17 protein-coding genes are annotated in these 12,926 nt (G+C 67.8%); 2 read left to right on the top strand and 15 right to left on the bottom strand.

The features are described 5' to 3' along the window. Nucleotides 1-163 precede the first annotated feature (163 nt). Nucleotides 164-886, bottom strand: a complete 723-nt coding sequence (locus I596_RS01690) for a dienelactone hydrolase family protein (protein ID WP_067643260.1) — start codon at nucleotides 884-886, stop codon at nucleotides 164-166. Between the two features lie 92 nt (nucleotides 887-978). Here I596_RS01690 and I596_RS01685 point away from each other — a divergent pair, with 92 nt between their 5' ends. Then, nucleotides 979-1,977, top strand: coding sequence for a GlxA family transcriptional regulator (locus I596_RS01685; RefSeq protein WP_223303896.1), 999 nt, complete (start codon nucleotides 979-981; stop codon nucleotides 1,975-1,977). Nucleotides 1,978-2,070: 93 nt separating this feature from the next. Here the strand turns inward: I596_RS01685 and I596_RS01680 are convergent, their stop codons facing one another. Then, complete coding sequence (locus tag I596_RS01680) at nucleotides 2,071-2,688, bottom strand: LysE/ArgO family amino acid transporter (RefSeq protein ID WP_067643254.1); 618 nt, start codon at nucleotides 2,686-2,688, stop codon at nucleotides 2,071-2,073. A 109-nt stretch (nucleotides 2,689-2,797) separates the two neighbouring features. Between I596_RS01680 and I596_RS01675 the strand changes: the two genes are divergently transcribed. Next, nucleotides 2,798-3,688, top strand: coding sequence for a LysR family transcriptional regulator ArgP (locus I596_RS01675; RefSeq protein ID WP_067643252.1), 891 nt, complete (start codon nucleotides 2,798-2,800; stop codon nucleotides 3,686-3,688). An 81-nt stretch (nucleotides 3,689-3,769) separates the two neighbouring features. On the opposite strand, the gene I596_RS01670 is transcribed toward I596_RS01675, so the two are convergent. The 13 genes from I596_RS01670 to I596_RS01615 form a co-directional block, all read right to left on the bottom strand. Continuing rightward, on the bottom strand, nucleotides 3,770-4,159 hold the full coding sequence (locus tag I596_RS01670) for a hypothetical protein (RefSeq protein ID WP_083965293.1): 390 nt from the start codon (nucleotides 4,157-4,159) through the stop codon (nucleotides 3,770-3,772). A 170-nt stretch (nucleotides 4,160-4,329) separates the two neighbouring features. Next, on the bottom strand, nucleotides 4,330-4,707 hold the full coding sequence (locus I596_RS01665) for a VOC family protein (RefSeq protein ID WP_067643249.1): 378 nt from the start codon (nucleotides 4,705-4,707) through the stop codon (nucleotides 4,330-4,332). Between the two features lie 51 nt (nucleotides 4,708-4,758). Next, nucleotides 4,759-5,133, bottom strand: coding sequence for a bleomycin resistance protein (locus I596_RS01660; RefSeq protein ID WP_067643246.1), 375 nt, complete (start codon nucleotides 5,131-5,133; stop codon nucleotides 4,759-4,761). 174 nt (nucleotides 5,134-5,307) lie between these two features. Beyond that, nucleotides 5,308-5,841, bottom strand: coding sequence for a hypothetical protein (locus tag I596_RS01655; protein ID WP_067643243.1), 534 nt, complete (start codon nucleotides 5,839-5,841; stop codon nucleotides 5,308-5,310). A gap of 92 nt (nucleotides 5,842-5,933) precedes the next feature. Beyond that, nucleotides 5,934-6,335, bottom strand: coding sequence for a VOC family protein (locus I596_RS01650; RefSeq protein ID WP_067643240.1), 402 nt, complete (start codon nucleotides 6,333-6,335; stop codon nucleotides 5,934-5,936). Nucleotides 6,336-6,422: 87 nt separating this feature from the next. Next, nucleotides 6,423-7,544: a serine hydrolase domain-containing protein gene (locus I596_RS01645; protein ID WP_067643237.1), complete on the bottom strand. Its 1,122-nt coding sequence runs from the start codon at nucleotides 7,542-7,544 to the stop codon at nucleotides 6,423-6,425. Nucleotides 7,545-7,601: 57 nt separating this feature from the next. Further along, nucleotides 7,602-7,964, bottom strand: coding sequence for a VOC family protein (locus I596_RS01640; RefSeq protein WP_223303895.1), 363 nt, complete (start codon nucleotides 7,962-7,964; stop codon nucleotides 7,602-7,604). Between the two features lie 184 nt (nucleotides 7,965-8,148). Beyond that, complete coding sequence (locus tag I596_RS01635; RefSeq protein ID WP_067643230.1) at nucleotides 8,149-9,645, bottom strand: serine hydrolase domain-containing protein; 1,497 nt, start codon at nucleotides 9,643-9,645, stop codon at nucleotides 8,149-8,151. Between the two features lie 183 nt (nucleotides 9,646-9,828). Then, a complete protein-coding gene (locus I596_RS18350) occupies nucleotides 9,829-10,155 on the bottom strand; it encodes a hypothetical protein (protein WP_150131965.1) in 327 nt (108 codons plus the stop codon). A gap of 105 nt (nucleotides 10,156-10,260) precedes the next feature. Then, a complete protein-coding gene (locus I596_RS01630; protein WP_067643228.1) occupies nucleotides 10,261-11,082 on the bottom strand; it encodes a S1 family peptidase in 822 nt (273 codons plus the stop codon). Nucleotides 11,083-11,119: 37 nt separating this feature from the next. Beyond that, complete coding sequence (locus I596_RS01625; protein WP_067643225.1) at nucleotides 11,120-11,590, bottom strand: DUF6882 domain-containing protein; 471 nt, start codon at nucleotides 11,588-11,590, stop codon at nucleotides 11,120-11,122. 102 nt (nucleotides 11,591-11,692) lie between these two features. Beyond that, nucleotides 11,693-12,421 (bottom strand): CPBP family intramembrane glutamic endopeptidase, encoded by a 729-nt coding sequence (locus I596_RS01620; protein WP_067643222.1) that lies wholly within the window; start codon nucleotides 12,419-12,421, stop codon nucleotides 11,693-11,695. A 92-nt stretch (nucleotides 12,422-12,513) separates the two neighbouring features. Next, nucleotides 12,514-12,921 (bottom strand): GFA family protein, encoded by a 408-nt coding sequence (locus tag I596_RS01615; protein WP_067643219.1) that lies wholly within the window; start codon nucleotides 12,919-12,921, stop codon nucleotides 12,514-12,516. Nucleotides 12,922-12,926 lie beyond the last annotated feature (5 nt).

Raw genomic sequence — 12,926 nt, 5'->3', positions numbered from 1 at the left:
GGACAACCGGCCGGCACCGCGCTCGCGACATCGAGCGCCCGGGCCAGGACGGCGCTCAAGACTACATCGGCCATCGCCTCGCCGATCGCTCCGCCCCGACGGCTGGCCGGCCCGGCCGGAGGTCGCATGCCGCACCGTCGGCCCCCCGGGACATGGCCGCCGCTCAGGCCAGGTGGCGACGCAGGAAGGCGAGCGTCCGCGCCCGCGACAGCTGCGCCGCGTCCGCGTCGAAATGCAGGCCGCCGTGCCGCGAGAACGCATGCCGGCAACCCGGATAGCTGTGGATCTCGACGCGCGGGTTTCCCGCCAGCGCCGCCGTGATCGCGCGCTGCGCATCCATCGGGATGAACTCGTCCGCTTCGGCCAGGTGCATCTGCAGCGGCGCGTCGAGGTCCGTCGCCTCGCCGAGGAACTCTTCCGTCCGGGCGCCGTGGAACGCCACGGCCGCATCCACCCGCGTGCGCGCCGCCGCCAGGAAGGTGAGCAGCCCGCCCAGGCAGAAGCCCATGACGGCCACCTTGCCGGTGGCCCCAGGCAGCGCCCGCGCAGCCGCCACCGTCGCCTCGACGTCGCGGACGCCGGCATCGAGGTCGAACGCCTGGTAATAGGCGATGCCCTTGAGCCAGTCCTCCTTCGACCGCACCGACAGGTCCACCCCGCGCGCCTGCCGCCAGAACAGCTCCGGGCACAGGGCGATGAAACCTTCCGCCGCCAGCTCGTCGCAGGTCGCACGCAGGTCCGCATTGACGCCGAACACCTCGTGCAGGACCACCACGGCGGGCCGGGGTGCCGCGTCCGGCCGCGCCAAGTAGGCGTCGAAGGTTCCTTCCGCCGACGCGATGCGCAGCGCATGGGCCGGATCGTTCTGCCAGGTCGGTGTGGTCATCGCGTCCGCTTCCCCTCCGAATGTCTGCGGCTCAAGATAGCGGCCGACCGTTCCGCCGGGGAGGGACGCAAATGACAAAGACCGGGCCGCAAGTGACAGACCACGCGCCGATCGAGATCGCGATCGTCTGCTATCCCGGATCGCAGGCCACCTGCATCCACGGTGTCACCGACCTGTTCGGCTATGCCGACTACTTCGCGCGCCTGCACCGGCCCGCCGCGCCCGCCCAGGTCCGCGTCACGCACTGGCGCCCGCCACCGGACGGCGGTGACCTCCACTGCGCCTACGACAGCCAGCCCGGGCCGGCCGGCGCGCCGACGCTGGTGGTCGTGCCCGCCAGCCAGCTCGCGCCGATGGCGCGCGGCCACGCGCCGGACTGCAGCGCCTGGATCGCGCGCCGGCATGCCGAAGGCGCCGTCGTCGCCGCCGTCTGTGGCGGCGTGTTCCTGCTGGCCGATTCCGGCCTGCTCACCGGCCGCCGCGCCACCACCCACTGGATGTTCGCCGAGGAACTGCGCCGGCGCTTTCCGGACCTCGCGATCGACGCCGACCGCCTCGTCATCGACGATGGCGACATCGTCACCGCCGGCGGCGTGCTGGCCTGGGCCGACATGGGGCTCAGCCTGGTCGAGCGGCTGCTGGGACCCGCGGTGATGCTGGCGACCGCGCGCTTCATGCTGATGGACCCGCCCGGTCGCGAGCAGCGCTTCTACAGCGACTTCACGCCACGCCTGCAGCACGGCGACAAGGCCATCCTCGCCGCCCAGCACTGGCTGCAGGCGCATGCCCCCGCCGCATTCTCCATCGCCGCGCTGGCCGGTCGCGCCGGACTCGGCACGCGCACGTTCCTGCGCCGCTTCATCAAGGCCACCGGCATGACGCCGAGCGAGTACCACCAGCAGCTGCGCATCGCCCGCGGCCGCGAGCTGCTGGAACTCACGCGCGACTCGATCGAGCAGGTCGCGGCCGCCACCGGCTACGAGGACAGCGGCGGCTTCCGCCGCAGCTTCAAGCGCCTGGTGGGACTGTCACCGGCCGAGTACCGGCGGCGGTTCCAGGGCGCGCGGCGTGCGGTGGCGGAGCTGCGCTGACTGGCAGCGGCGCTTCGTTCGGCATCCGGCCCCGGTTCTGCGACAAGAGCGGCATATACACGGAAACCCCTGGGATGCGATCCGGGTTGACACCTATTGCAACGGACGCAGCAAAAGCAGCAGGGACAAGGAGAGCATGAAGATTGCCACGAAGCCATCCAGCACGCGCCATGCCCGAATGCTGCGAAAGACCGGCAATAGAAAACGAGAACCGTAGCCAAGGGTCATGAACCAGGCCACGCTGGCAAGACAGGCGCCGGTCGCAAACGCCCATCGAGTCGAGCCTGGATACCGGACCGACACGCTTCCCAGCAGGATCATGGTGTCCAGGTACACGTGCGGATTGAGGAAGGTGAAGGCCAGGCAAGCCAGCAACACCCGGTGCCCGCTCTTCTCGGTCTCCGCTCCCGGCGCCAGGCTCTCACAGCCCCGCCAGGCACGGCGAGCAGCCATTAATCCATACATTGCCAGGAACGCCGCGCCACCAAAGCGCAGCGCCTGAAGCAGCGTGGGCCACTCACGCGCCAGCGCTCCGACCCCGGCCACGCCGCAGACAATCAGCGCGATATCACCAAGCGCGCAGACAGCGACTACGAGCCCGACGTGCCGTTGCAGCAAGCCTTGCCTTAGAACGAAGGCGTTCTGGGAGCCGATGGCGATGATCAGGCCGGCACTGGCAAGGAAGCCGGCGAGAGCGGCGGCGAAATGCATGGACGAAACACTCATGGAAGGGCCCGAGCATGCTGACGACGGCCACGTCATTAGTAAAGCTTATAAATCTGCACTATCCTTAGTATTTCTAATCAACACCTGTACTCTCGTGAACCTCCTCCACCCACAGTTGGCCGCATTCGCGGCGGTACTTGAGGAAGGCAGCTTCGAGGCCGCAGCCCAGCGCTTGTCGGTAACGGCATCCGCCATCTCCCAGCGGATCAAGTCCCTTGAAGACCGCCTCGGCCAAGTGCTGGTCGTGCGGCAGACCCCGTGCCGACCGACGGCGGCCGGGGAACGGCTACTGCTGCGGGTCAGGCCCATGAAGATATTGGAGGCGGAGGCACTGGCCGAATTCGTGCCGGCTGAAGACATGGCTCTGCGTTCGATTGCAATTGCCGTGAACGACGACTCGCTGCAGACTTGGTTCCTTGGCGGGCTGGCGGAGCTTCACCGGCGCCACGGCTACGTGTTCGACGTCCGGGTGGACGATCAGGACCACACGCTTGAATTGCTCCGCAATGGAACAGTGCTGGGAGCCGTCACCAGCCAAGCCCGCGCCATTCAGGGCTGCAACGTGCAGTCACTCGGCGCCATGCGTTACCACGCGATCGCATCGCCCGAGTTCGTGAACCGGCATTTCTCCGGCAAGCTGGACGCGGAGACGTTGGCGGCGGCTCCACTTGTCGTGTTCAACCGCAAGGACGACCTGCAGTGGCAGTTCATACGGCGGATAACCCGGGCCCGCTTGTCACCTCCGGTGCATTACCTGCCGACGTCCACGGGCTTCGTCGAAGCTGCCGCGCTGGGATTGGGATGGTGCATGGCACCCGACTCGCTGATCGGACCCGCGGTCAAAGCAGGACGTGTCGTCATGCTGGAGCCGGCGCGCAGGCTGGATGTACCGCTGTATTGGCAGTACGTGGCGGTGCGCTCCGATACCCTGAAGCACGTAAGCGACATCGTACGGAAGGCAGCAGCAGCCTCATTGCACCTTTGAACGCCGATTTCCACCCTGGGTCGAAAACCGCGTCCCGATAGCTGCGCCGAGCGCATTCACAGCGCCGGCCGTCCGAAGCTTCTAGAAGTACCCCCCGTTCGCCTCCAGCCACAGGGCATGGCCTTCCAGTTCCTCGTCGGACACCGAGGACGGCTGCACGAGCACCGCGCCCCAGGTCGAGAACGACGACAGGGAAATCGGCAGGTGGCCCATGCCCATCGGCTCGTCCTCGCGCTGGTCGATGCCGGCCATGTACAGCGTGGACTCGTCGATGCGGGCCGGCACCTCCGGATAGACATTGCTGTAGATGCGCACGTGCACGCCGTCGTCATCCACCTTGAGGACCTTCAGCGGTACGTACGCGCCGTTTTCGCGCGGGGCGACGTAGAGGCCGCCTTCCATCCATTGCGTGGCGGCAGGCGATGCCGCCGATGCCGTTCCGAACAAGAATCCGATGAGCCTGTCGAGCATGGCCGGTCGTCCCTGTGCGCCCCATGGGCGGGGCAAACGATGGTCGGCCTGTCGTGCGGGCGCGTCAAGCGCGACGCGGCGCCGGGGTTCGCGCCTTGCCGGCGCGCGCCTGCGCCCTCATCCGCGCGGCCTTTTCGCGTAACGCCGTCGACAAAGAAACAGCCGCCGGGCTACGTCCACACGTTGGCGTGCCGGTCGAATCCGTCACGATACGGGCTGCCGACGCAGAACCGCTGTCCGCTCGGTGCCTGCATCACCACCCAGGTCGCCTGCCTCGACACGATGGTCGCTCCCAGTGCCTCCAGGCGCTCGACTTCCGGCGCGATCGCGTCGGTCTCGATGTCCAGGTGCGCGCGCGCCGCGTGGTCGACCTGCTGGATGATGACCTGCACGTCGCCCGGTGGGGTCACGAGCTGGATGAAGCGGCCGGTCGCATCGGTGGCTGCCGGCAGCGGATAGCCGAGCGCGGAACTCCAGAAGCGGGCGGCCGACCACAGGTCGCCGCCCGGGCAGTCGATGACGATGTTTCCGAGCCGGCTCTTGTGCATCGTTGCGCCTCCTGCAGGACGCGCCACACCGCGAGGGCTCGGCGCTGAAAGCTAGATGATGGCCGCCCCGAACGTGAGCCAATCGCCATCGGGCATGCGCACCTGGAACTCGCGCTGACGGTAGGGCTTGTCCATCAGCGGCTCCACGCGGTCCGCCGGCAGCGCGGCCAGGGCCGGCGCCAGGTGCGCGTGCAATGCATCGATGTCGGCCACGTCCACGTAGACCGCCACCCGCGCCTTGCCGTCGGGCGTCAGCCTGCGCGTCGGCTCCTCCAGCAAGCGCAGGCCGCATCCTTCCAGCGTGACATAGGCGTATCCCGGCCGGTGATAGGTGGCCTCGAACCCGAGCACGCCGCAGAAGAACGCCAGCGCCTGCGGCAGATCGGGAACGTGCAGGAACGGTGTGATCTGGTGGATCGCTTTCATGTCGCGCTCCGAAGTCCGGTGCCGGCGGACCGGACACCGTGCAGGGCCTGTCGCCCGATCAGGCGCCGTCCTCGTGCCCCGGCGGTCCCGCGCCCGCGGAACACGGCGATGCCGTGGATGCGCACGTGCGCGCCGTCGGCGCGTCGCACGTGCCGAATACCCGCACGCCGTACGTCAGGGACGCAGATCGTCATCATTCATCGGCCTGCCGGCATACCGCAAGCGCTGGACCAGGTCGACCACGCCGCGGCTGCCCAGAACCAGCCACAAGCCCAGCGCAAACTCGACCGCCAATGCGACGAGGCTGGCCCTCTGATGAGGGCCGAAGCCGACGCCATCCTCCGCACCGAAGGCCTGCGCCAGCAGCGCGATCCAGTAGGTCAGGTCCATGAGCGACGTCGCCAGCACCCAGATGCCGATCACCGTGAGGGCCAGCTCCAGGGCCGTCCGCGATACCGGATCGACCAGGGGCTTGGGCTCCTTCATGACCGGCAGGAGCTTCCTGGCAATCGTCAACGGGAAGTACCAGAGCAGCGCCGCGACGGCCAGCGACGCCAGGCTTCCCACCGTCATCAGCGCGACGAAGCCGGCCGTGGACGAGAGCGCCTCCGCCGCGAAGAGCGCATTGGACACCGCCCGGATCGTCGTAACGAGCAGGAATACCGAGAACAACCGGGACGCTATCGCGACCACGTCTTCACGACTCATAGCCACCCCTGGACGTATGCAGACCCCCGAATCATGCCACGCCGCCGGCACTCCGATTCACCACCGCAGGCGCGACGCCGCGCAAGCCTGCCTCAGCCTGCTTCCGCCCGCCCGGCCGTGCCGAAATCATGAAAGACCCGGAACAGGTTGCCATCCGGATCGGCCGCGGTGAACTCGTGCAGGCCCCACGGCTTCGACTCCGGCGCGCAAAGCAGTCGCGCCTCGCTCGCGCGCCACGACCGGTAGAGCGCATCCACCTCGTCGTTGCTGTCGAGGTTGAGCCAGGTCAGCACCGGCCCGGCAGTGCCGTAGTGCTGCCGAAAATCCGCATCCGCCAGGAACAACCGGCACTGTCCTTTCGAGATGCCCGCAAGGCCGAGGTCCGTGGCCAGCCAGTCCAGCGTGAACCCGAAGTGGTTCTGGTAGTAGGCCGCAGCCGCCTGGATGTCCCTCACCGGAATCTCGGGAACGGCTGCCGGGAACGTCGGTTTCATTGCGACTCTCCGTTGGAATGAACACCCTGCCACGCGATCGACCAACTGCCGGTGACGCATCCGCATTGCTGCAGCCGGCAGTACCCGCTAACCGAGCGGCAGTGCCGGCCGTACCAGGTGCCGCGCCAGGTCCGCCGCGCCGACACCGCCATCCGGCGGTGCCTTCATCTTCACCGGCAGCGCATTGGAAAGCACGACCACGCCGATCCGCCGCGGCAGGTCCAGCACGATCGAGGCCGCCTGCCCGGCCGTCACGCCGTCCTTGACGACGTAGGGGTCCGTCCCGCCCGCCATCTCCCAGCCCAGCGCCTGGTCGCCGCCGATCGGCGGCGCCGGCCGGCGGATGCCCAGCAGCTGCTGTGCGGGTACCTCCAGCGGCGAACCCGAGCCGGGCAGTACCGCCTCCGCGAAGCGCAGCAGGTCCTGCGCCGTCGAGCGCAGCGCCCCGGCCGGCGCGAACAGGCCGAGGTCGACCGGCGGCACCGGTGCCAGCGTCGGGCTGTGCCCCACCGCCAGCCGATCGCGCGCCGTGCCGGCCGGATGCAGCGTCGTGTCCCGCAACCCCAGCGGGTCCAGGATGCGCCGGTCCAGCAGCCCCTCGTAGCTCGCCCCGGCCTGGTTGGCCAGGGCGAGGCCGAGCAGGCCGTAGCCGACGTTGGAGTACTCCCAGCGGGAGCCCGGGTCCCGCGACAGGGCCAGGCCCGCCAGCCATGCGCGCAGGTCCGCGGCGGTGTAGCGTGCCAGCGCCTCCAGCGGATGGCCCGTGAGCGGCGGGAACAAGGGCAATCCGGATGTATGCGTCGCCAGGTCCGCCAGCGTGATCGCCCGCCCGTTGTACTGCGGTGTCTGGAAGCCCGCGGGCAGGTAGCGATCGACCGGATCGTCGAACCGCAGTTGTTTGCGCTGCACCGCATCGGCCAGCAGCAGCGCGGTGAACACCTTGGTCAGCGAACCGATCTCGAACAGCGTGTCCGCCGCCACCGGCCGGCTGTCGCCCGCAGCCTGCGTACCGTAGGCGACCACGCGCCGGCGCCCGTCAGCGACGATGCCGACGACCATGCCGGTCGCGCGCCGGTCGACGTCGACACGGCGGCGCAGGATGTCGCGTATCGCCGCATCCGACAGGGCGGCGCCCTCGGCGAAGGCCCGAGGGAGCGCCAGAAAGCCGGCGCAAGCGCCGAGGACAAGGCCAAAGCTTCGCCGGTTCATCGGTTGCTCCCAGTGATCGCCTGGATCCACGCGAAGCGCAACGTCGGGCGTGTACCGCTAGTCCGTGCGCTCGCGCACCTGAAAGACATTGCCTTCCGGGTCCACCGCATTGCACACCCGGAATCCCGGTCCCTCCCACACCTGCGCCAGCACCTCGCCGCCGAGCGCCGGCGCGCGCATCCGCGCCTCGGCAAGGCTCGGAACCGTGAAGAAGAACTTCAGCGCCGTGTCTTCCCGCCGCAGCGGCGGACGGGTGATCTCGATCGATGCCGCGATCGCCGGCGGGATCGCATGGACGATCATCTGCATCGACGCGCCGTTGAGCACCACCAGCTCCGGCGACGCATGGGCGCGCGTCAAGCCGAGCAGCGCTTCGTAGAACCTGGCCAGGCCCGCCAGATCCTTGGCGTAGAGGAACACGCCGTCTTTTTCCGGACCCGCCATCGAAGCCCCCGAAGCACCAGGCAGCCACGCGCAGCCTGGGCTGCGACGCACCTCCCGAGGATAGCGAGAAGTGCCGCACGTGTCCCAGGAGCCGGCCAGACGCTCGCCCTGGACCGGGCCGAGCCGTGCAGACGGGATTGGGCCCGGCGACCGCGCTTGCCTAGTGAACCTTCTTGAACACGATGTTCTCCAAGGCGACGGCCTGGACCTCGCCGTTCGCCACGGCGAAGACCAGGAATTCACCCGCGTTGGGCACGAGCTCGACGCGGACGTGCTCGGGCTGCTCGGCCCCGGTGGCCGCGGCCACCAGCCGCCCCCAGCGAACGACCATGTGCTGGTCCGCATCCACCTGCACCGTCATGTCGCCCAGCCGATCGTGCCTGTAGGTGCCGGCATAGCGCGCGCGTGGCTGGGACAGGTTCCACGCCCGCGCCTGGATGACGCCCCGCTGCCGGGTCGCCGCGGTGCGTGCCTCGGCGGCCTTGGCCGGGAGTTCGCCGAACCGGCGCGTTGCCGTCGCCTCGATACCGGGCTCTCGCAGCAGCACGCCGTAGACGTAGTCGGCGATCAGGTTGGTCAGCTGCGCACCCAGGACATCGTCGTTGTTGAGCACCACCAGTGCGACATCCTGCTCCGGCATGAAGGACAGGTGTGCATGAAAGCCGGCGAAGCCGCCGAAGTGGTGCAGCATCGTCTTGCCCTTGTACGTGCCCGTGTACCACCCCCACGCGTAGCCGGATCGCGGGAAGTCCAGGTACTTCGATGCCAGCGCGATCTGCGGTACGTGGGATCGCTCGACCGCCGTCTTGGCGAGCGCTCCGCCCTCAGCCGGCCCAAGCTGGGCCATCAGGAAGCGGGCGAGGTCCGGCGCCGTCGAGACCAGGCCACCGGCCGCATGCATCGTGTCGTCCGACTTGGTGAGGTACAGCGGCTCGCGCGGCTGCACGCTCGCGAACGAATAGGGTCTTGCCATCGGCCAGCCGGCCGCCTGCGCCTTGCTGATGGAGGCCGTCGTGTGTTCCATGGCCAGCGGCCGGAAGACGGCGCGGTCCAACTGGTCCTGCCACCGCATCGCCAGGCGCTGGTCCATCCAGACGCTCAGGATGTTGTAGCCCACGTTGGTGTACTTGAAGGTACCGTGCGCGGCCTCCGCATCCAGCTCGGACGCCGCGACCAGCGCCCGCCGCGAGCCCGCATCGTGCACGCCACTGAACGCCGTCGCCCAGACCAGGGACGGGTTGTCCACGCCGGAGGCATGGATCAGGAGATCCCTGACTGTCACCGCCTGCGCATCGATGCCCGCGAAGCGGATGTCCGGAAACAACTGCTGCAGCGACCTCCGCATATCGAGCTGTCCGGCCTCCTCCTTCAGCAGCGCATTCAACGCGAAGAACGGCTTGGTCGCCGATGCGATATAGAACACCGTGTCCCGCGTGACCGGCGTCCGCGCAGCGATGTCCGCGTAGCCGAAGTAGCCTTCATAGACGATCGCGCCGTCCTTCACGACCGCCACGGCCGTGCCGAACGGGTAGCCGGTCGCTTCCTGGGTCTGCCGGACGAGGCCGGCCAGCGGGCTGAAATCCGGGGCGGCTGCGCCCAGGGCAGGAGACGATAGCGCCGCCAGCACAACGAGCGCCGTGGCCGTGAGGACGTTCATGGGAATGCCTTGCTCGGGATTCCCACGAGATACGGGCAGGAACGGCCCGGTTGCAGCCCTTGTCCGCGCTGGAATGCCCTAGGGCTATCGCACCCCCAACGCGGCTGCCATCAGCAGCCGCGTCTGATCACCGCCCTCTTCCACCATTTCAAGATGGGGTAGCACAGAACGTATTTGCTGGCGCTATACGCGCTCTACATCTCTCGGATCGAAACAGAACTCTTGAATGTAAAATTCACTCGCATCTCGTGGCGCCCGGATACTGCCCATCATGTCCGCAGGCTCGCTGTAGAAAAGATGGAAGATTGCGTAACCGTTCTCGTCCAGATCGACGACAGGCAGAATTCGACCTTCCAGCGCAACATATCGGGTGCGACCTACAGCATCAAAACCATCGAAATCGACATCTGGAATGGCAATGATCCTGGCTTCACACCCAACATGAAGTGTGCGTCCACCGCGGTCAACAGGCTTGAGAGGAAACTCCGACTGCTGATACTTGTGAGTCATCGACGTCACCATGAATGTCACACGCTTGAACAAGGCAGCGGGCGATGAGCGTGCTTGAACCGAGTAAGCGCACATCGCGGCCAGCAATGCAGCACCGCCTGCCCGCTAGTCTCCTGCACTGCCGGCGGACATGACGCCATCGATCCAGCCCGCATAGCGCGAGATTCGAACGCTGTAGACGACCTGGCCATAGAGCCCGGCGTGGAACGGACGGACGCTGCTCTGTGCGTACTTGTTCCACGACGCCAGGCCGGCGAGCTGCTGTCCGCCATCGGCATCGACGAGGACGGGCCCGCCGCTGTCGCCGCTGCCGGTGATGCCCTCCAGCGGCAGGCCGGCCGGAGGCGCGTCGAACGTATACGAGAGCCAGCGCACATCCGCGCCGGTCACGACATTGAAGGCGCGCCGCAGCTCGGTGCGGTGGTACGCGTGGAGGCCCTGGCCCTCGATGCCGGTACCGGTAGCACCCTTGCCGATGAGCGTGACCGTTCTCCCGATCTCGTCGCTCTGGCGGTAGAGCACCACCGGCGCGACATCGGCAACCGGCGCGGCAAGCCTGACCAGCGCAATGTCGTCGACGTTCGCAAGGAAGGCCATGACCTCGGACGCATCACCCGAGGCCACGGCCTGCTTCCCGAGCGCCTCGGGCAAGCGCTTGTAGCCGGGATGCGCGACGACGCGTTCGACCTTGCGCGCCACGCCGCCGATGGTGACGTCATCCAGGCCCTGCGACGGCACCGCGTGTGCCGCGGTCACGACCCAGTGCGGCGCGATCAGGACGCCCTGGCCCTCGCCGGGCAGGTCCGCGAGCGCCGGGAACACCGAGGCCGGAATCCGGTACTTCGCGTCTTCCACGTCATGGCGAATCACGACGGCACTCGCCGTGAGCGGAGCGGCGAACATCACCAACAGCAGGTATCGAATCATGATGAAGGAGTAATGAGGAGACCAATGCCGGAAACGACTAGGCGCATTCTGCCGGCAGCACCGACTCGATGGCGATGGCGGTTCCGAACGCGGGACCATCCCCCAGGTAGCAACCGAGCGCCCCAAGCTCCTCGACGGACATGGCGATCAGCGAATCGATCAGCCACTGGTCCGGCGGCAGCGCCGGCGTGCTGAACGGAGGAAAGCCGAACCTCCGGTCGAGTGCCTTGAGCAGCGCACTTGGCTTCTTCGCCTTGGCCGGAACCTCCCGGCTTGCCCAGGTCCACTTGAAGCCTTGCTCCGAATAGGTACCCAGGGCAAAAGCCCGGAAGCGATGAAGCGGCGCCCCCTTGGCCGACCCGAACGCCAGGATTCCGGTGGTGTAGTCGAAGTCCCACCGCTGGTGCGTCCCGATGCCGTACTTGCGGGTGAGCGCGCCGTTCTTGGCGCCAAGCCGCTTCCGGCAGGCCTTGATGTGCGCTTCCAGTTCCTCGTCGGTCATCGTCATGGAGCACCTGGCGCTCGAACCGGGTCGATCGGCGGGCGTGAGTCTAGCCCGAACACCTCCGCCGGCAGATGGCCCGGCGCTCGAATGACGCACCCGCCACCGTCAGCTCATGTTGAGCGGCCAGAGCCCGTGCAGCACCGCCGGAATCCATACGTTTCCGGAGCGGCGGTAGAGGAATCCGAAGAACAGCCCGATGCCGAATACGGCGAGAAGGCCCGCCCAGCGCACGCCGCCGGGCCCAGCCAGATAGTCCAGATGCAGCGGCCCCAGCGTAAACACCACGTTTGCGGCGAGCAGGCCGGCCACCGCGCCGAAGCGGCGCGTCAGCTCGGTCTGCAGCCAGCCGCGGTAGAGCAGCTCCTGCACGAAGCCCCAGACCAGCCCCGTGAGTACGGAGAACAGCACGAACCCGACCGGCCCGCGCTGCTCCAGCAAGGCCGTCAGGTGGCCGCGGAACACGATCGCGAAGACCACCGCAGCCAAGGGGATCACCTGGAAGACATACAGGCGCTCACGGCGGGTCCAGTCCGCGAAGCGCCGCAATCCGGCGGTGGCCATCGGCGCTCTCACGAACGCCGTTTGCGCCAAGAGGAATGCCCCGAGCAGCGCAACGACGAAACACAGGTTAGCCGCCGGCAGTCCGCGCACGCTCAGCGCGCCCAGCCCGAAGCGAAGTGCGAAGAACAGCCCGATGCCCACGGCAAGGAACGCCACCACCATGCGCCGGCCCACCGCATCCCCGTACGCCGGCGCCAGGGGAGCCTCGAACCTCAGCAGGTGGGCCAGCGCAGAATCGACCAGCAGCGACCGGTGACGACCGTCTCGTTCCATGGCTTCACTCCGACGCGGGATTGACGCGTGAACCAAGCTGGACCGCAACGCAGCGCCGCCGCGCGGGAATCACCCTTGACCGCAGCCGGCGCTCAGGAAGGATACCTTTCCACTCCTGGAATTGCTTCCAGGCCCGCGTCCCAGCCCGCCCGGCTCGCCACGAACAGATGGGCATCCGGGCGGCTGGAGACCGCGGTATCCAGGCTTCCGGCCGGAACGACCAGAAGCGTGCCCTCCGCCTGCAGGCTGGGAAGCGCCGAACCGCAGGTCGAGCAGAAGTTCCGGCTGTGCCGGGTGCCGGGCAGGTTGAAGAAGGTCACCTTGTCCTCGCCCGCGATCCATCTGAGCGCCGCCTGCGAAGAAAACAGGTTGGCGGCGTGAGCCGATCCGGTGTCCTTGCGGCAGTGCTGGCAGTGGCACAGATAGAAGCGCTCGAACTCGCCATCCACCGCGTAGCGCACTGCGCCGCACAGGCACGATCCGGTATGGGTAGTACTCATTTCTC

The sequence above is a fragment of the Dokdonella koreensis DS-123 genome (genome assembly GCF_001632775.1).
Lineage (GTDB): Bacteria > Pseudomonadota > Gammaproteobacteria > Xanthomonadales > Rhodanobacteraceae > Dokdonella > Dokdonella koreensis.
The sequence above is the reverse complement of the archived record's forward strand: the minus strand, read 5'-3'. Positions and strand labels throughout refer to the sequence as shown.